Raw genomic sequence first — 18437 nt, 5'->3', positions numbered from 1 at the left:
GTCCGCCCCTGCACCCTTGTGCCCTATCCCTCGTCCCGAACGGAGTTCCCCCATGCTCGCCGGCCGAATGGTCCTCAACCCCGACTTCCGGGTCGCGCCCGTCTCGCGCCGCACGTTCGGCTCGTTCGTCGAGCACCTGGGGCGCTGCGTCTACACCGGGATCTACGAACCGGGGCACGCGACCGCGGACGCCGACGGCTTCCGCGGGGACGTCCTGGACCTGGTCCGCGAGCTCGGGGTCTCGACCGTCCGGTACCCGGGCGGGAACTTCGTCTCGGGCTACCGGTGGGAGGACGGTGTGGGGCCGGTCGAGGACCGCCCCGCGCGGCTCGACCTGGCGTGGCACACGCTCGAGCCCAACACGTTCGGGCTCCACGAGTTCCTCCGCTGGGCGGACAAGGCCGAGATCGAGCCCATGATGGCCGTGAACCTGGGGACCCGAGGCGTCCAGGAGGCCCTCGACCTGCTCGAGTACACCAACATCGCGGGCGGTACGGCGCTCTCCGAGCGACGTCGTGCGAACGGCGCCGACGAGCCGTTCGGGATCACGATGTGGTGCCTGGGCAACGAGATGGACGGTCCGTGGCAGGTCGGGCACAAGACGGCCTCCGAGTACGGGCGCCTCGCGTCCGAGACGGCCCGCGCGATGCGCCTCGTGGACGACCGCCTCGAGCTCGTCGCGTGCGGGTCGTCGGCTCCCGACCTGCCGACGTTCGGCGAGTGGGAGCGCGTCGTCCTGACCGAGACCTACGACGAGGTCGACTACATCTCGGTGCACCGGTACTACGAGATCAAGGGCGACGACCTGCACTCGTTCCTGGGTTCCGTGGTGGACATGGACCGGTTCGTCGACTCGGTCGTGGCGACCGCAGACCACGTCAAGGCCGTCAAGAAGTCCGACAAGCAGATCGACCTCTCGTTCGACGAGTGGAACGTCTGGTACCAGTCCCGTGCGGCGTCGGTCCCCCCGCAGGGCGCGGACTGGCCCGTGGGCCCGGTGCTCCTCGAAGACCGGTACTCGGCGGCCGACGCGGTCGTGGTCGGCAACATGCTCGTCTCGCTGCTGCGGCACAGCGACCGCGTGACCTCGGCCAGCCAGGCGCAGCTCGTCAACGTCATCGCGCCGATCATGACCGAGCCCGGCGGGCGGGCGTGGCGCCAGACGATCTTCTACCCGTTCGCGCAGGCGTCGGCGCTCGCGCAGGGCACGGTCCTGCGCGTCGAGCCGGTCTCGCCGACGTTCCCGACCGCGCAGCACGGCGACGTCCCCTCGGTCGACGCGGTCGCGACGTGGGACGAGGAGGCCGGGCGGCTCGCCGTGTTCCTGGTCAACCGCAACCCCACGGAGCCCGTCACCGTCGATGTGGACCTCGCCGCGTTCGGAGCGCTCGTGGTGTCCGAGGCCTCGACGCTCACGAGCGAGGACCCGTACGACGCCAACACGGCCGACGAGCCGGACCGCGTGGTGCCCGTCGCCCGGGAGGACCTGTCGGTCGAGGGCGGCGTCCTGACGGTCGAGCTGCCCGCGGTCTCGTGGTCCACGGTGCTGCTCGTCGCTCGCGAGGCGCAGGGCTGACCCAGCGGTCGGTGGCGGGAAAGTCCCGCATGCGGGGGAGTCGGCAGGTCTGAGCGAGTTCACCCGGATTCGACGTCTCTTCACCGCGCGCGCACAACGTCCCCTCAGTAGCCTGACGTCAGCGTCCTCGCGCGCCGCGAGCGCTGACGGCACTCCGAACGGGGCTTCACATGGATTTCTGGGACTTCTTCTGGCTGCTCATCTGGTCCTTCGTCTTCATCGCCTACCTGATGGTTCTGTTCCAGATCCTCGGGGACCTCTTCCGTGACCACACGCTCAACGGGTGGTGGAAGGCGCTGTGGATCGTCGCGCTGGTCATCTTCCCGTTCCTCACGGCGTTGATCTACGTCATCGCCCGCGGCAAGGGCATGACCGAGCGACAGCTCGCCGCTGCCAGCGCCGCCAAGGCGCAGGCGGACTCGTACATCCGCGAGGTCGCGACGGGTGGTCAGTCACCGACCGACCAGATCGCCACGGCCAAGTCGCTGCTCGACGCGGGCACCATCACGCCCGACGAGTTCGCGTCGCTCAAGGCCAAGGCGCTCGCCTGACCTTCGCACCACGGGCTCGCCCGCTGCGGCGCGAGCAGCAGCACCACGGACCGGTCGTCAGAAGTACCCCGGGGTTCCACCCGGCTCACTTCTGACGATCGGTCCGTGCTGCGTCCAGGTACGCCCAGGAGGCTCGCGTACCCTCGACGCGTGGACGAGGAACTGGCGACGGGCGACTCGCGCGATCTCCCGGCCGGCCACCCGACGCGTCCCCCGACCCTCGACGAGGGCGACCGACCGTCGCGCTCGGTGCGTGACGCCGTCGGGCAGGACGCCGCGCGACGTGGTTTCTCCCTCGATCCCGGCCAGGCTCCCGCGGTCGAGGCACTCGACGCCCTCGCGGCCCGGCTCGCCGACCCTGCCCCTGGCGGGCTGAACGGGCTCTACCTCTGGGGGCCCGTGGGCCGGGGCAAGACCTGGCTCATGGACGTGTTCCACGCGACCGTGGGTCGGCTCGCCCTCGGCAGCGGCAGCGGTAGCGGTCGCGGCCCCGGCACCCGCGCGGTGCGCGTGCACTTCCACGACTTCCTGCGCCGCCTGCACGGCGAACGCTTCCACCGCGGGTCGATCGACGCCGCGCTCGACGCGATCCTCGGGGACGCCGACCTGGTCTGCTTCGACGAGTTCCACGTGCACGACGCGGGCGACGCCATGCTCGTCGCGCGCGCCGTGCGGACGCTCGACGCGCGCGGCGTGCGGGTGGTCCTGACGTCGAACTACCCGCCGTCGGGCCTCATGCCGAGCCCCGCGTACCACCACCTGTTCGTCCCGACGATCGACCTGCTCACCGCGAGGCTCGACGTCGTCGAGGTCGGCGGGCACCGCGACCACCGGCGAGCGCCGAGCGAGGACGTGGCCGGCTTCCGGGGCGGCTCGTTCGTGTGGCCCGCCACGGATGCCCGGCTCGCGGCCGCGGGGCTCGACCGCCCTGGGCCGGCAGAGGCGACGACGGTCCGCATCGGCTCGCGCGAGCACCCGGTCCTCGCCGTCCGGGGGGACGTCGCGTGGCTCGGGTTCGGGCACTGGTGCGCGGGGCGCACCGCGGTCTCGGACGTCCTGTACCTCGCAGAGCGCTTCGGGACGGTCGTGCTCGACGGCGTCCCCGCCCTGGGCGCGCAGGCCCCCGACACGGGGCAACGGTTCGCGAACCTCGTCGACGTGCTGTGCGACCGTGACGTGCCGCTGCACGTCCTGGCCCACCAGGATCCCGACGAGACGCTCCGCCGCCACGGCGAGGAGGGCGTGGCGCTCGACGTCGAGCGGACCGCGAGCCGCCTCGCGCTGCTGCGGCGGCTGGGGCCGGTGGCTCCCGGGCGGTGAGGGGGACCGCGGGACCGGCGGTGCACGACACCCGGCACGTGTGGGTGTCCTGCGCGATGATCGGGGAGGCGGCGCCGCCCCGGCGCCAGCGACCGGAGGGAACCCGCACATGGCCGAGGTACTGCTCTTCCACCACTCGCTCGGACTGACGCCCGGGGTCGAGGCGTTCGCCGAGACCCTCCGCGAGGCGGGCAACACCGTCTACCTGCCGGACCTCTACGAGGGCAGGACGTTCCCCGACATCGACAGCGGTATGGCGTACGTGAGGGAGATCGGGTTCGACACGATCCGCAAGCGCGGCGTGGCCGTGGCCGACGGGCTGCCCGAGGAGCTGGTGTTCGCAGGGTTCTCGCTCGGCGTGGTGCCCGCGCAGATGCTCGCCCAGACCCGCGAGGGCGCCCGGGGCGCGCTGCTCTTCTCCTCGTGCGTGCCTACGTCCGAGTTCAGCGACGACGGGTGGCCGCTCGGCGTGCCGGTGCAGGTCCACGGCATGGACGCCGACCCGTTCTTCGTGGACGAGGGAGACCTCGATGCGGCCCGCGCCCTGGTCGAGGCAGCACCGGGCGAGGCCGAGCTCTTCCTCTACCCGGGGGACCAGCACCTGTTCGCCGACGCGAGCCTGCCGTCCTACGACGAGCACGCGGCGCGCCTGCTCACCGAGCGGGTCATCAGGTTCCTCGACGGGATCGGGGCCTGACGAGCCCCGGGCGGTGACGGCCCCGCCGGTCCGCTGCGGCCTTGAGCCGCGCGTGCCTCGAAGAGCACGGCCGAGCGCACCGCAGGCAGGGTCGCACCTCGCTCCCTATGGTTGATCGATGAGCGCACCCGTCTCTCGCGCGCCCGTCCTCGACGTCGTCCGCCGCGCGGTCGAGGCCGGGACGTCCGTCACCGTGGTCGGGCTCCCGGGGTCGGGACGCTCCACGCTACTCGCGCAGGTGCGGGACGCGGCGGACGACGACGGGTGGAGCGTGGTGTCGGTCCCCGGGCTCGGCGGAGGCGCCGAGCGACCTCTCGAGTCGCTCGTCCTCGCAGGCTTCGTCACCGGTCCCACGGGCTCGCTGGGCGCGATGGCGGCCGCGGTCGACGGGGTGACCCGGGCGGCCTCGGGCGGGCGGACGCTCTTCCTGCTCGACGACGTCGAGGCGCTCGACGACGCGTCGGCGGCGGTGATCGGCGCCGTCGTCGCCCGTCGAGGTGCGAGCGTCGTGGCGACCGTGCGCCCGCCGTTCCCTGGGACAGGACCGGTCGAGCGCGTGCTGGCCGGGCGCGAAGCCACGGTGCTGGGGATCCCCGTGCTGCCGTTCGAGGAGGTGCACCGCCTGATGTCCGAGCTGCTCGGAGGGCAGGTGGACTCCGACGTGGCGGGCCGCGTCTACGCGTTGTCCGGGGGCCTGCCCGGCATCGCCCGGTCGATCGTGCTCGAGGCCCGACGGGCCGGGCACCTGACGAAGCAGTCGGGAGGATGGGTCTCGCGGCGTGACCTGTGGACCCCGGCCCTTGCCGTGACCGTCGAGCGCCTGCTCGACGGTCTGGGGGACGACGAGCGCGACGGGCTGCGGATCCTCTCGGTCCTCGGGCCGTCAGAGGTCAGGGCTGTCCGGCGGCTGCTCCCGTGGTCGGTCGTGGTCGCTCTCGACGACCACGGGCTGGTGCGCTTCGTCGAGGAGGAGGACAGGTCCCTCGTCGTGCTGTTCCCTCCGCTGCTGGCGGAGCACCTTCGCCACATCGGGCACGACGCGCGAGGGGCCCGTGCTCTGGACGCGATCGGAGCCACGCTGGACCCGGGGGGCGACGTCGAGGCGACGTTCCGGCGCCCCGTCCTCGGGTCGCCGATGCGCTGGTCGTCGTCGCCCGAGTCCTCGGCGATCCTCGGCCGGATCCTGCGCGAGCGGTCTGCGACCCGTCTCCTCGTCAGCCGCGACGCGTGGCGGCACGAGCCGACGAGCCGGAACACCGTGCTGTACCTCGACGCGCTCCTGACCGACGGCGCCCCGCCGGGCATCCTCCGGGAGGTCCTCGACGAGTCGCGGCGGGACGACGGGACCGAGCCCCGCCGGTACGTCGCGTTCGTGCGGGCCTGGGAAGCGGGGTACCAGGCGCTCGTGCTCCACGACCCGGAAGGGGCGCTGGCGGATCTCGCCCGGCTCTCCGAGTCTGTCGAGGAGCGCGAGTCCTCGCTCTTCGACGCGATCGCCCGGCACGTCCTGCTCGTCGTCGCCCTCGAGCGGCCGGGCGACGCGGGACCGGAGGTGCCGGGTCATGGCAGCTCTCCGACGGGGTACGAGGCCGCTCCTGCGCCGTACCCGGTGGACGACGAGTCCTTGGCAGCACCGGGTGGGATCCTGACCCAGGTCGCCGACGTGGTCCGGCTCGTCCGGGGCGAGTCGCTCCTCGCGCAGGGACGCCCCGTCGATGCCTGGCAGGAGTTCTCCGCAGTGTCTCTGCCCGAGACGTCGCCGCGGCAGGACACCGCGTCGCTCGTGCCTCAGGCTCAGCTCGTCTCGGGCGAGATCGTGATGGCGACAGACCGGTCAATGCGCCTCCTCGACGAAGCGCGCGGGACGCTCGAGCCGGGACAGATCGAGCCGCAGGGCTACGTGGTCGCGCTCGGGCTCTTCCTGCAAGGACGGCTCACAGCCCTGCGCGAGCACCTGACGAGCATCTTCGCGATCGGCGCTCCCGCGCCGCTGCGACCGACGACCCGGGCCGGCCTGCTGGCCCTCGCATCCGCTCTGTCGCTCCTCGAGCGGAACGTCCCCAGTGCGCGGTCGCTCGTCTCCCAGCTCGATGCGATGCGGCTCGAGGCAGCGTTCTCCCCCCTGGCGCGCCCGGCACCACTCCTCGTCGCACTGGCCTTGGAGTCGGGTCGCGACGCGCGAGAGGCCGGGCGATCGGCATGGGATCACGTCTCGTCGCTCGCCGATCGCGGCTATGTCCTCGCGGCGACGTTCGACGCGGCGATCCTCGTGGACCTCTGGCCGGACGCCGGTCGTGCCGAGCGGGTCGCCGGGCTCGCGGTCGAGGCGCAGGGGAGTCTTCTTCCCGCGCTCGGACGCTACCTGCGGGCCGCGGCCGACCGCTCGGTCGAGAAGCTCCTGCTCTCGGTCGACGAGCTCTTCGAACGACAGCTCGTCACCTTCGCCGTCCGCGCCCACGTCGTCGCGATCAGGATCCTCCGCGCGGACGGAGCGACGGCGCGGGTGACGGAGGAGTCGTCCCGGCTGCGAGCCCGGGTGGCGAGCGCCGGAGAGGAGCTGGACCTGCTGGTCTCCGCGCTCACCCCCACCGAGGAGCTCAGTGCGCGGGAGCTGGAGGTTGCTCGGCTCGTCGCGGCAGGACTGAGCAACCGCGAGGTGGCCGAGCAGCTCGTGGTCAGCGAGAGGACGGTCGACAACCACGTCTACCGGATCTTCCGCAAGCTCGGTGTCGGCTCACGCGAGGAGATCGGCGGGCTGCTCTAGCCGCTCGGTCCGGGAGTGCAGCTGCCCCGCGGGCGTCGGGCACGACGCGTCTCGGCGTCTCGTCCGGGGCCGGTCCCTACGCCCCGCGTCTCGCGTACCCCACGGATCGAGGCGGCGTGCTCACCGTGCCGTCCCTGTCCGCTCAGACCGTGCCCGGACCGCCCTGAGCCCCGCCTTCGCTCGGGCACGGTGGTTCCACCAGCCAAACAACGGAGGTGGAACCATGTACCAGCTCGGTACGACCCAGGCAGGAACGGCGCTCGCGGCCACAGGAGCGATGGCCACCGGGTACACCGTGGTGGGCGCCTGGACACTGATCGTGGCAGGCCTCGCCCTCGTGACGACCGCGCGCGTGCTGCACAGGCGGCACGCCTCGCAGCGATGAGCCGGCCGGCTCCGCGAGTCGTCGCCCTCGTCCCCGCGCACGACGAGGCCGAGGCGCTCCCCGCGACCCTGGCCTCGTTGCGGGCCCAGACGCGTCCCGTCGACCGCGTGCTCGTCGTGTCCGACAACAGCACCGACGGGACCGTCGAGGTCGCACGAGCGCTAGGGGCGGACGTCATGGAGACCGTGGGCAACACCGGCCGCAAGGCCGGGGCGCTCAACCAGGCCTTGTCCGCCGTGGACGCGGAGAACGTCCTGGTCCTCGACGCCGACACCTCGATCGCCCCGACGTTCGTCGAGAAAGGGCTCGCACTGCTCGACGGACGTCCCGACCTGGGCGCGGTCGGAGGGGTCTTCCGTGGCACGCCTCCGCGGTCCCTGCTCGAGCAGCTCCAGTCCAACGAGTACGAGCGCTATGCGGTGCAGATCGACGTGACCGGGCGGACCGCGGTGCTCACGGGGACGGCCGCGCTCATCCGGACCGAGGCGCTCGCCGACGTCGCACGGCACCGTGGGGCGCGGCTTCCCGGTCCCCCGGGGGCCGTCTACGACCCGGGAGCCATCACCGAGGACTCGGAGCTGACGCTCGCGCTGCGCACCCTCGGACACGGTCTCGCCTCCCCGACGAGCATGTCGTGCACGACCGAGCTCATGCCGACGGCTCGGGACCTGCACCGCCAACGGGTGCGCTGGTACAAGGGGATGCTTGACAACCTTCGTGCCTACGGGTTCACCCGGGTCACTGCGCGGTACGTGGGGCAGCAGGCGATGATCGCGCTCGGGGCGCTCATGCTCATGAGCCTCGTCGTCCTCACCGCCCTCACGGTGGCGGCCGGGGCCTTCCGGTTCGTCCCGTTCTGGCTCGCGGTGGGCGGGGTGCTCGTGGCTGAGCGACTCGTGACGGTCTGGGGCGCCGGGCCGCGTGCGCGCGTGCTCGCGTCGCTCGTGCTGCCCGAGCTCGGCTACGACCTGTTCCTGCAGCTCGCGTTCGTCCGTGCCTGCTTCCTGGCCGCGACCGCTCGAGACGCGGGATGGCACCACGTCCAGCACACGAGCGCCGCTCCTGCAGGGACCTGAACCTAAGTACCCGACGCCGTAGGGGGCCGGCGTCGTCGGCCGACCCGTGAAGAACAAGCAGAGAGGACAGGCCGTGAGTGCCTGCCGAGGAAAGGAGAAGTCGTGGACGTCCAACCCGTCGTCGTCGGGATCGATGGTTCGAGCACGAGCAGGGACGCCTTGATCTGGGCGGTGCACGAGGCCCGCCTGCGCGGGGCGCCGCTGCATGTGATCCACGCCTGCCCGCACCCCACCTACGACCCGGTCTTCGCGGGCGGCTTCTGCCTGCCGCCGATCGCTCTCGAGGAGGAGGCCGACGTCGCACTCGACTGTGCGGGTGATCTCGTGCGAGAGACGGCACCCGAGGTCCCGGTCGAGACCTGGGCCTGCAAAGGACCTGCGGCCTCCGTGCTCCTGGACCAGGCGCAGGACGGGGCCGGGCTCGTCGTCGTGGGCTCACGAGGACTGGGAGCGTCCGGTGCACTGTTCCTGGGGTCGGTCAGCACCCGGGTAGCCGCTCGTTCGACGGTGCCCGTGGTCGTGGTCCCGCCGGGGACGGAGCACTCCACCGCCGGGCCCGTCGTCGTCGGGGTCGACGGCACCCCGCACTCGATGGCCGCGGTGCGCGCGGGTACGCGCGAGGCAGTGCTTCGGGGAGTGCCCCTCGAGCTCGTCTCGGCGTACCTCGTCCCGGCGGATCTTCTGGTCGGCCCCCTCGCACCACCGGTCGACCTTCGGCCGGCGTACGTGGAGCGCGCCGAGCGAGTCGTCGGGGAGGCGGCTCGGACGGCCCGCACCATGGGGCCGCACCTGGAGGTTCGCACCCACGTCGTCGAAGGGGTGCCCACCGACGCGATCGCTCAGGTCGCCGGGTCGACGGCGTCGCTCGTCGTGCTCGGCTCGCGGGGCCACGGCAGGGTGCTGGGGCCGGTCCTGGGCTCGGTCAGCCAGTCGGTGCTGCACCGCGCGACCGGGCCCGTCATGGTGGTGCACGCCCAGGACTGATGGTCGTCCTGCCGCTCGCGCGCCGGACCTGTGCTCGGCCCTGCGGGCGCTCTCACACATGAGGAGGAGCCGACCATGAAGAGCTCGACCATCCCGGCAGCAGCCCTGACGCTGCTGCTCACCACGGTGCCCGCCGTCGCGCAGGCCGTCCCCGAGGACGTGGCTGTCCCGTCGTCCCCCCTCGCCGGGGTCGCGGCGACACCCGTCGCCGACGAGCCGGCGCCGGACGTCGACCCCCTGGGTCCCGACGAGCCGGCGCCGGACGTCGTTCTCGGCGACGGTCTGGCGGGGACGGGCGCTGGGGCGGCGGCCACCGCCGCGGCGGCGCTGGGCACGCTCGGTGCCGGAGCCGGTCTCCTGGCCCGTTCGCGGCGTCGCGGCTCGCAGTAGGCGCGGTCAGCGCCAGACGACGTCCAGGCGCTGCGGCACGTCCCAGCCGGCTGCCACGACGGGCTGCTCACCAGCGGGGGACACCGCGCGCCCGGCTCACCACGACAGGATCCCGTGGACCGCGTCCTCCAGTCGCGAGGACAGCGTGGTGTCGGCGACGACGGCGTCCCGCTCCTGCGCGGCCCGTTCCGGGAGATCCGTGATGATCCCGTCGACCCCCTCGCGCACGTAGCCGCGCATCGCGGCGGGCTCGTCGACCGTCCAGACGAACACCTTCGTGCCTGCCGCGTGCGCCTCGGCGAGCAGCGACGGCGTGAACGACGACTCCTCGACCGCGACGAAGTCGGCGGTCGTCGCCGGCAGCCGCCCGAGGTTCACGGGGAGCACGTATCCCGTCCCGATCTCCGGGGCGAGGGACTCCACCTGCTCGACGACGTCCTTGTCGAGCGACTGCACCAGGTACGTGCCGGCGACGCCCTTGGCCTGGAGCAGCGCGACCACGTCCTCGACGTACCCGGGGGACTCGCGGCCGTGGGGCTTGATCTCGACGAGGAGCGGGACGCCGAGCTCCTGGGCGCGGTCGACGAACGCCTCGAGCGTCGGGATCGACGCCTCGTGCCCCCGGGCCCGGACGGTCGTCGCGGTGAGCTCGGGAGTCGTCAGGTCGTAGACGTCGCGGTCGACGCCGGCGAGGCGCGCGAGGTTCGTGTCGTGGACGACGACGATGCCGCCGTCGGCGGCCTGCTGCACGTCGATCTCGACGTACGCCGCGCGTGCCTCGGCTGCCGCCTCCAGGGAAGGGATCGTGTTCTCGACGCCGCGTGACGGGTACCCGCGGTGCGCGATCACCTGCGTCTCGCTGCGGTTGCCGATGTCCGTCATGACCGACGTGTTGTGGACCGAGAGGACGGCGAGGGCGACGACGCCCGCGATCCCGACGACGACACGCACCCATCGCGGTCCGTGCAGGCGGGCCGCGACCGGCTCGGCGGGCGCGGAGTGGATCGCTCCGCCGTCGGGCCCCTCGCCCTGGCGGACGCCCAGCGCGACCACCACGACCTGGGCGAGCATTGCGGCAACGAAGCCCGTCACGACGAACACCGCGATCTGCACCACCGCGAGCGAGAACCCCGCGACGAGCGGGGACGCGTCGGGTGCGACGCGGTCGGTGAAGCGCGTCGGGGCCAGGCCGACGTTCACGACGCCCACCAGGAACGTCGCCGCGACCGCGAGCACGATCCCGAAGAGCACCACGAACCGCCACGTGTGCCAGCGCGTGAGGCGCCAGCTCGTCGCCATCGAGGCCGCGACCGACGCGTCGCTCGTCACGAACACCGCGAGCGTGAGCACCAGGCGCAGGTTCAGGTAGAGCACCACGGCGAGGAAGCCGTAGTAGAGCCACGTCCCGGCGTCGGTCTCGAGCAGCGAGCCCACGACGAACCGCGGGATGCGGATCCCGCGCACGACCGTCGCCACGATCCCGACGTTGCCGAGCGGCAGCACCACGAAGAAGTAGGGCACGAACAGCAGGACCTGCGGGCTGAGGAGCTTGCGCGCCGCCACGAGCAGGTCGCGGGCGACCGTGCGGACCGTGACCGGCTCGCGGTGCGCGAGGCGGTGGGCGATCACGAGCAGCGCCCCCACCTGGACGAGCACCACGAGGCACGCGAGGGCTGCGATGAGGAGGATCAGCAGGTCGGTCGCGGGCGAGCGCAGGACCTGACCGAGCGTCCGCTGGGTCACGGCCTCTACCCCTGCCTGGTCGAGCGCGAGCTCGAACAGCCAGGCGAGCGCCGGGAAGACGAGCAGCACGCTCACGCCCTGCAGCAGCAGGATCGCCTTGAGGTACGTGCCGAACGAGGTCCCGAGGTAGGTCAGCGCGGCGCCCAGGGTCGGCCAGGTGCGCACGGTCCTCACCCCGCGAGCCTAGGCCACAGGAGGCAGCGGGCTGGCAGGGGGGCCTCCCGCGACCGCCACCCGCCGGGCCGTGGGAAGGAACTCCACGGAGCCGGGCTTCGTTGTGCAGTACCACGTGCTCATGACCCGCCCACGAGCTGAGAGAGACGGCCCATGGACTCCGGAACCTGGCTCAACATCGGGCTGGTCCTCGTGTTCGTGCTGGTCGGAGGCGTCTTCGCCGGGACCGAGTTCGCACTGGTCTCGTTGCGCGACTCGCAGATCAAGCAGCTTGAGCAGCAAGGGCCGCGGGGCAAGCGGGTCGCCGGGGTGGCCCGCGACCCCAACAGGTTTCTCGCCGCTGTCCAGATCGGCGTGACGGTGGCCGGCTTCCTGTCTGCGGCCTACGGCGCGTCGACCCTCGCCCCGGACTTCGTCCCGGCGCTCGAGTCGCTCGGGCTGCCGACCGGGCTCGCATCGACCGTCTCGCTCGTGGCGTTGACGCTCGTCATCTCCTACCTGTCGCTGGTGCTGGGCGAGCTGGTCCCCAAGCGCATTGCGCTCCAGCGGTCCGCCCAGGTCGCGGTCGTCGTCGGGCCGCCGCTCGACCGGTTCGCGACCGCGATGCGGCCGGTCATCTGGCTGCTGTCGCGGTCCACGGACCTGGTGGTGCGCCTGCTGGGCGGCAACCCGACCGCGCGGAGCGAGCAGATGACCGAGGAGGAGCTGCGGGACCTCGTGATCGCGCACGAGGCCTTGCCCGAGGACGAGCGGAAGATCCTCACCGACGTGTTCTCGGCGGCCGGACGGTCGGTCGTCGAGACCATGCGGCCACGCGGCGAGGTCGTCTTCCTGTCCGCCGACCTCCCGCTCGTCGAGGCGGCCACGGTCGTGCGGACCCAGCCCTACTCGCGCTACCCGGTCACGGGAGAGGACTTCGACGACGTCGTCGGGTTCCTGCACGTCCGCGACCTCCTCGACGCTCACGACGACGCCCCGACGGGCGTGCCGCGGACCGTGCGCGACGTGACACGTGCCGTGCTCGAGCTGCCCGGCACGAACCAGCTGCTGCCCTCGCTGTCGCTCATGCGGCGGACCGGGGTCCACCTCGCGATCGTCGTCGACGAGTACGGGGGAACGGACGGGATCGTCACGCTCGAGGACCTGGTCGAGGAGCTCGTCGGGGACATCCGCGACGAGTACGACCTCGCCCACGAGCCCCTGGCCCGGGGGAGCTTCGACGCGGGCCTCACGCTCGAGGCGTTCGCCGACCAGAGCGGCATCCGGCTCGCCGACGGCCCGTACGAGACCGTCGCCGGGTACGTCATCGCGCGTCTGGGGCGTCTGGGTGCGGTCGGAGACGCCGTCGACCTGCCCGGGCACCGGTTGACCGTGAGCGCGGTCGAGGACCGGCGCATCCGTCAGGTGACGGTCACGGCGCTATCGGAGAGGGGCCTGGAGGATTGACGTGGGCGCGGGCCGGGCGCAGGGGCAACGACGCCTCCTGGTGACGGCGGTGCGGCGCGCGCCCCGGGTGTGCTCGGGGAACGCGCCACGCCACCGGAGGGCTACGGCGCTTCCGCGATCCTGCGGATCGTGTCGAGGCGCCGCTCCCACGTGGCGCCGATCGCGTCGAGGGCTCGGGCCGTCTCGGTGAGGCGGGACCCGACGGCCTGGTAGCGCACCTCGCGACCGACCCGCACGGGCTCGACGAGCCCGGCCTCGGCGAGGACCGCGAGGTGCTTGGCGATCGCCTGCCGGGAGATGGGCAGGCGCGACGCCAGTGCGGAGGCCGAGAGGTCCGCCCGCCCGAGCTCCTGGAGCAGCTGCCACCTGGTGTCGTCGGCGAGCGCGGCGAACACGGGGGCCAGTGACGAGGTGCTCATGCCGTCCGTCCGTCGGGGACGGCCTGGTGGGCGCTCTCGAGGAACGCGACGAGCTCGTCCAGCTCGCCGGTCCACCCGGAACGGTTGCTCTCCATGGCGTGGGCGGATCCCTCGCCGAGGCGGTCGAACCCGGACTCGACGACGCTGAGCAGCGTCCCCGGCCCGTCGGCCGCGAGGGTGAACCGGACCTGGGTCGAGTTGTCGTCGCGCAGGGGCGTGCTGGGCTGGTTGGTCCACGTGAAGGCGAACGCGACCGGCTCGTCGTACTCGTCGATGCGGACGGCGAACTCGCCGAACCCGTCGAAGCCGAACGACCCTTCGCCGCCCACGCGCAGGTCGGGCAGCGAGGCCCTCTGGCCGAACCACTGGGCGATGAGGTCGTCGCGGGTCAGTGCCGCCCAGACGCGGTCGGGGGTCGCGTGGACGAGGACGGTGCGCGTCACCTGGAACTTCTCGGGGTCGATGACAGCCTGCTGGTCGATGGACGTCATGGTCGTTCCTCTCGAAGGGTTCATGTGCAACTTCAGAGTTGCACATGGAGACCCTGAGTGCAACCCCTAGGTTGCAGATGGGTCGCTCGGTGCCGCGATCCCCAGGAGCTCGCGCGCGACACCCTCGGCCGCGCCCGGTACCAGCGCGTAGTAAGCCCAGACCCCACGCTTCTCGCGATGCAGCAGTCCGGCGTCGACGAGGATCTTGAGGTGGTGGCTCACGGTGGGCTGGCTGAGCCCCACGGGCTCCACGAGGTCGCACACGCACGCCTCGCCGCCTGCCGAGGCTGCGACGATCGCGAGCAGGTGGACGCGCGTCGGGTCGCCGAGCGCCTTGAAGGTTCGGGCGAGGTGCTCGACGTCGGCCGGACCTGCCGACGTGCCGTGTGCCGCGGTGCCCTCGGTCTCGTCCGGTCCGCAGCACGCCGCGGCCCGGGTGTCGGCGGGGGCGATCGAGGTCGTCATGCCCACATCTTGCCACGCATCGACATTCTTCGATACGTTCAGGCATCGAAGTTTGTCGATCCCTGTGCCTGGTGCCCGGTGGGTCGCCCGAGGAAGGAGAGGCCATGGCCGTTCACGAGGAGCTGCCCGTCGTCGTCGTGGGAGCCGGACCGGTGGGGCTCGCTGCCGCCGCGCACCTGCTCGAGCGGGGGATCGAGCCCCTGGTCCTGGAGGCCGGCGGGTCGGCGGGGTCCGCGGTCGCCGCGTGGGGCCACGTGCGACTGTTCTCGCCGTGGCGCTACGACGTCGACGCCGCCGCGCGCCGCCTCCTCGAGGCCACGGGGTGGACCGCCCCGGACCCCGACGCCCTGCCTACGGGATCCGAGCTCGTCGAGCGCTACCTGACCCCGCTCGCCGCGACGCCGCAGATCGCGGCCCGCCTGCGGACGTCGTCGCGCGTGGTCGCGATCTCGCGCGAGGGCGCGGACAAGACGCGTTCGCTCGGACGGGAGCGGCTCGCGTACCGGGTCCGCGTCCTGGGGCCCGACGGCGCCACGCACCACGTGCGCGCCCGTGCGGTCCTCGACGCGTCCGGCACGTGGGGGCAGCCGAACCCCGTCGGCACGGGCGGGCTGCCCGCCCTCGGCGAGGTCGGGTCGTCCGCCGTGACGGGGCCGCTGCCCGACGTGCTGGGCACCGACCGTGCGCTCTTCGCGGGCCGCCGGACGCTCGTCGTCGGGATGGGGCACTCGGCCGCGAACACGCTCCTGAGCCTCGTCGAGCTCGCCCGCGACGAGCCCGGCACGCGCATCACCTGGGCCGTCCGGGGCGGGTCTCCGCGTCGTCTCTACGGCGGCGGGACCGACGACGAGCTGCCCGCGCGCGGGCTGCTGGGGACCCGGCTGCGCGACGCCGTCGAGTCGGGGCTCGTCACGCTGGCGACGCGCACCTCGATCGAACGGATCGAGCCGGTCGAGCCCGCGGGTGGGAACTGGCCCGTCGGCACGTCCAGCACCGTCGGCACGGCTGACGCTCCCGTGCGGTCCGCTGCGCCGTCCGATGTGCCGACGGCGACCGGCCCCGTCCGGGTCCAGGGCGCCACGCGCGACGGGGAGCTCGACCTCGAGGTCGACACGGTCGTCGGCGCGACCGGCTTCCGACCCGACCTCGACATGCTCCGCGAGGTCCGGCTCGACCTGGACCCGGTGGTCGAGTCGCCCCGCGCTCTCGCCGACCTGATCGACCCGAACCACCACTCGTGCGGGACCGTCCCGCCGCACGGCGAGGCCCTGCTGACCCACCCCGACACCAGCTTCTACGTCGTGGGCATGAAGAGCTACGGCCGGGCGCCGACGTTCCTTCTCGCGACGGGCTACGAGCAGGTGCGCTCGATCGCCGCGGCGCTCGCGGGCGACCGGGAGGCCGCGGACCTGGTCCAGCTCGACCTGCCCGCGACCGGGGTCTGCTCGACCGACCTCGCGCTCGACCCGGTCTCCGGCGAGACCGCCGAGGTCTCGTGCTGCGGCACGTCCCCGGCGTCCCCGGAGCCCGTGCTCGTCACGTTCGGCGCCCCCGCCGGTAGCCTGGGATTCGCGACCGGTACGGCCCACGGCCGGTCGGCCGACGAGCAGGAGGACCCCCGATGAGCGCGCCCCGATCCGTCCTGTTCGTGTGCGTCAAGAACGGTGGCAAGTCGCAGATGGCCGCAGGGCTCGCGCGGCAGATCGCGCCCGACGTCCAGGTCGACTCGGCGGGCACGTCACCGGGGTCGAGCCTCAACGCGCTCTCGGTCGAGGCGCTGGCCGAGGTCGGCGTCGACCTGTCGGGCGAGCGCCCTCAGCCCCTCACCCCGGAGCTGGTCGCCGCGGCGGACGTCGTCGTCGTCCTCGGGCGCGACGCCCAGGTGACGACCGACGACGGGACGCCCGTCGTCGTCTGGGACACCGACGAGCCGTCGCTGCGCGGCATCGAGGGCATGGAGCGCATGCGGCTCGTGCGCGACGACATCGCGGCGCACGTGCGCGACCTGCTCGAACGCTGAGGGCGGCTGGGGCCCGCACCACGGCGGGCGCAGCTGCCCCCGGAGACAGCACGAGGCACCTCCCGGTCCGGGAGGTGCCTCGTGCCGTCTGGAGAGGACGCGGTCAGGCGGTCGGGGCCGCGCCGCCCGTGGGGTGGGAGCCGTCTCCGTCGGTCGGCTTGCCCAGCACGTTCTCGCGGACCACGCGGCGCAGCACCTTGCCGATCTGCGAGCGCGGCAGGTCCGGCACGACGAACAGGTGCTTGGGCAGCGCGTAGCGGGCGAGCTTCTGCTCGCCCCAGGCGCGCACGGCCGCGAGGTCGACGGGCAGGCCGCTCGCGGTCGTCTCCGACTCGTCGAGCACGATCGCCGCCGCGACGCGCTCGTCCGAGCCCTCGCCCGGCAGGCCCACGACCGCGACGTCCCGGATGCCGGGCATGAGGCGCAGGTGGTCCTCGACCTGCGACGGGTAGATCTTGAACCCGCCCGTGATGATCATCTCCTTGATGCGGTCGACGAGCGTGACCACGCCGTCCGCGTCCACGGTCACGACGTCACCCGTGCGGAGCCAGCCTCCCTCGAGCAGCTGGTGGGCCGTCTCCTCGGGGCGGTTCCAGTAGCCCTGGAAGACCTGCGGCCCGTGGATGAGCAGCTCGCCGCGGACCGTGCCGTGCTCGTCGGGGACGACGTCCTGCGTCGGGTCGTCCTGGTCGACGACGCGGATGTCGGTGCTCGGGAAGGGCAGGCCCAGGGTGCCGGGGCGACGGCCGGCCGAGACGGGGTTGCCGAGCGCCACGGGGGACGTCTCGGTCATGCCGTAGCCCTCGATGAGCAGACCGCCGGTCGCCTCTTCCCAGGTGCGCGCCGTCGTCGGGCTGATGGGCATGGCCCCCGCGAACGCGAGCCGGATCGAGTGCAGGTCCACGGGCTTGCCCGCCGCGCGGGCCTTCGCGGCAGCGGCCGCGACGCGGTCGAACATGGGGGCGACGCCCGGGAGGAACGTCGCGGGGCGACGCTTCTGCGCGGCCAGGACCGAGTCGGCGTCGAACTTGGGGAACGCGACGAGCGTCGCGCCGATCCGCGCCGGGAGCGTCAGGCAGAACATGAGGCCGAACGCGTGGAAGAACGGCAGGACCCCGTAGACGGTCTCCTCGCCCTCGCGGAACGACGCCCACGCCTGACCCTGCACGGTGTTCGCGACGAGGTTCCGGTGCGTCAGGACCGCGCCCTTGGGCGTGCCCGTGGTGCCGCCGGTGTACTGGAGGAGCGCGACGTCGTCGGCCGTGGGCTGCGGCGTCGACGGGTCGAGCGGGCCGGCCGCGGCGACGAGACGGTGCCAGTCCGGCACCCCTGCCGAGGCAGGGCCGCGGAGCGCGGCCTTCTGGGTGCGCGCCGCCTCGACGGGCAGGTGCAGCGCGAGGCGCTTGACGAAGGGCAGGTCACGGGCGACGTCGACCGACACGACCGTGCGGAGCCCGGTGTGCGGCTGGGCCGACAGGACCGCGGGGACGGCCTTCTGCCACACGAGCGCGACCGTGGCGCCCGAGTCCGCGAGCTGGTGGGCCAGCTCGTCGGACGAGTAGGTGGGGTTGTGCTCGACGACGGTCGCGCCCAGGCGCAGCGCGGCGTAGAACGCGACGAGGTGCGACGTGCAGTTCGGCATGACGAGCGCGACACGGTCTCCTGGGCCGACGCCCAGGGTGGACAGGGCGCTCGCTGCGCGGTCCACCTTCTGGGCGAGGCGCGCGTACGTGATCGTGGCGCCGAAGAAGTCGACCGCCACCCGGTCCGGCCAGCGTGCAGCGGCTCGGGCGAGCGCCGCGGTCACGGGCTCGTCGGGGACGTCGACGGTTGCGGGAACCCCTGGGGAGTACCGACTCAGCCAGGGCTGCTTTGCCAAGGTGTTCACTACTACACCGTAACTTACGGATGCGTAGGTTATGTGTGCGCTGCGTGC

The 18437-nt window shown here is 72.8% G+C and carries 17 protein-coding genes; 12 read left to right on the top strand and 5 right to left on the bottom strand.

Annotated elements, in window-relative coordinates:
- Window positions 1–52 precede the first annotated feature (52 nt).
- From arfA to ACIPWA_RS19875, 9 genes are all read left to right on the top strand, one after another.
- On the top strand, window positions 53–1576 hold the full coding sequence (gene arfA, locus ACIPWA_RS19915; protein WP_068708950.1) for an arabinosylfuranosidase ArfA: 1524 nt from the start codon (window positions 53–55) through the stop codon (window positions 1574–1576).
- A gap of 170 nt (window positions 1577–1746) precedes the next feature.
- Window positions 1747–2127 carry an SHOCT domain-containing protein gene (locus ACIPWA_RS19910; protein ID WP_056647432.1) on the top strand — a complete coding sequence of 127 codons (381 nt, stop codon included), beginning with the start codon at window positions 1747–1749 and terminating at the stop codon, window positions 2125–2127.
- Window positions 2128–2277: 150 nt separating this feature from the next.
- The gene (gene zapE, locus ACIPWA_RS19905) at window positions 2278–3447 is read left to right on the top strand and encodes a cell division protein ZapE (protein ID WP_200955897.1); all 1170 of its coding nucleotides are present in this window, start codon (window positions 2278–2280) and stop codon (window positions 3445–3447) included.
- A gap of 109 nt (window positions 3448–3556) precedes the next feature.
- The gene (locus tag ACIPWA_RS19900) at window positions 3557–4144 is read left to right on the top strand and encodes a dienelactone hydrolase family protein (RefSeq protein ID WP_400292345.1); all 588 of its coding nucleotides are present in this window, start codon (window positions 3557–3559) and stop codon (window positions 4142–4144) included.
- A 118-nt stretch (window positions 4145–4262) separates the two neighbouring features.
- Window positions 4263–6908, top strand: a complete 2646-nt coding sequence (locus tag ACIPWA_RS19895; RefSeq protein ID WP_400292343.1) for a LuxR C-terminal-related transcriptional regulator — start codon at window positions 4263–4265, stop codon at window positions 6906–6908.
- Window positions 6909–7131: 223 nt separating this feature from the next.
- Window positions 7132–7293 carry a hypothetical protein gene (locus ACIPWA_RS19890; RefSeq protein ID WP_157257401.1) on the top strand — a complete coding sequence of 54 codons (162 nt, stop codon included), beginning with the start codon at window positions 7132–7134 and terminating at the stop codon, window positions 7291–7293.
- Complete coding sequence (locus ACIPWA_RS19885; protein WP_056761621.1) at window positions 7290–8369, top strand: glycosyltransferase family 2 protein; 1080 nt, start codon at window positions 7290–7292, stop codon at window positions 8367–8369. The genes ACIPWA_RS19890 and ACIPWA_RS19885 overlap by 4 nt, the downstream gene beginning before the upstream one ends.
- 102 nt (window positions 8370–8471) lie before the next feature.
- Window positions 8472–9353, top strand: coding sequence for a universal stress protein (locus ACIPWA_RS19880; RefSeq protein ID WP_056761617.1), 882 nt, complete (start codon window positions 8472–8474; stop codon window positions 9351–9353).
- Between the two features lie 75 nt (window positions 9354–9428).
- Window positions 9429–9743, top strand: a complete 315-nt coding sequence (locus ACIPWA_RS19875) for a hypothetical protein (protein WP_400292342.1) — start codon at window positions 9429–9431, stop codon at window positions 9741–9743.
- A 96-nt stretch (window positions 9744–9839) separates the two neighbouring features.
- Here ACIPWA_RS19875 and ACIPWA_RS19870 read toward each other — a convergent pair whose 3' ends face one another.
- Window positions 9840–11660 (bottom strand): glycerophosphoryl diester phosphodiesterase membrane domain-containing protein, encoded by a 1821-nt coding sequence (locus tag ACIPWA_RS19870; protein ID WP_400292340.1) that lies wholly within the window; start codon window positions 11658–11660, stop codon window positions 9840–9842.
- A gap of 153 nt (window positions 11661–11813) precedes the next feature.
- Between ACIPWA_RS19870 and ACIPWA_RS19865 the strand changes: the two genes are divergently transcribed.
- Window positions 11814–13106 carry a hemolysin family protein gene (locus tag ACIPWA_RS19865; RefSeq protein WP_400292338.1) on the top strand — a complete coding sequence of 431 codons (1293 nt, stop codon included), beginning with the start codon at window positions 11814–11816 and terminating at the stop codon, window positions 13104–13106.
- A 101-nt stretch (window positions 13107–13207) separates the two neighbouring features.
- Here the strand turns inward: ACIPWA_RS19865 and ACIPWA_RS19860 are convergent, their stop codons facing one another.
- From ACIPWA_RS19860 to ACIPWA_RS19850, 3 genes are all read right to left on the bottom strand, one after another.
- The gene (locus ACIPWA_RS19860; protein WP_200955896.1) at window positions 13208–13525 is read right to left on the bottom strand and encodes an ArsR/SmtB family transcription factor; all 318 of its coding nucleotides are present in this window, start codon (window positions 13523–13525) and stop codon (window positions 13208–13210) included.
- The gene (locus tag ACIPWA_RS19855) at window positions 13522–14016 is read right to left on the bottom strand and encodes an SRPBCC domain-containing protein (protein ID WP_056647405.1); all 495 of its coding nucleotides are present in this window, start codon (window positions 14014–14016) and stop codon (window positions 13522–13524) included. Before ACIPWA_RS19855 ends, ACIPWA_RS19860 begins: the two co-directional genes overlap by 4 nt.
- A 66-nt stretch (window positions 14017–14082) precedes the next feature.
- Complete coding sequence (locus ACIPWA_RS19850; RefSeq protein WP_056647403.1) at window positions 14083–14481, bottom strand: ArsR/SmtB family transcription factor; 399 nt, start codon at window positions 14479–14481, stop codon at window positions 14083–14085.
- A 104-nt stretch (window positions 14482–14585) separates the two neighbouring features.
- Between ACIPWA_RS19850 and ACIPWA_RS19845 the strand changes: the two genes are divergently transcribed.
- A complete protein-coding gene (locus ACIPWA_RS19845) occupies window positions 14586–16106 on the top strand; it encodes an FAD-dependent oxidoreductase (RefSeq protein WP_400292335.1) in 1521 nt (506 codons plus the stop codon).
- Window positions 16103–16501, top strand: coding sequence for an arsenate-mycothiol transferase ArsC (locus tag ACIPWA_RS19840; RefSeq protein ID WP_068708974.1), 399 nt, complete (start codon window positions 16103–16105; stop codon window positions 16499–16501). Before ACIPWA_RS19845 ends, ACIPWA_RS19840 begins: the two co-directional genes overlap by 4 nt.
- A gap of 103 nt (window positions 16502–16604) precedes the next feature.
- On the opposite strand, the gene ACIPWA_RS19835 is transcribed toward ACIPWA_RS19840, so the two are convergent.
- On the bottom strand, window positions 16605–18389 hold the full coding sequence (locus ACIPWA_RS19835) for an AMP-binding protein (protein WP_400292333.1): 1785 nt from the start codon (window positions 18387–18389) through the stop codon (window positions 16605–16607).
- Window positions 18390–18437 lie beyond the last annotated feature (48 nt).

The sequence above is a fragment of the Oerskovia enterophila genome (genome assembly GCF_044748475.1).
Classification (GTDB): domain Bacteria; phylum Actinomycetota; class Actinomycetes; order Actinomycetales; family Cellulomonadaceae; genus Oerskovia; species Oerskovia enterophila.
This window is presented reverse-complemented; position numbering and strand designations above follow the sequence as displayed.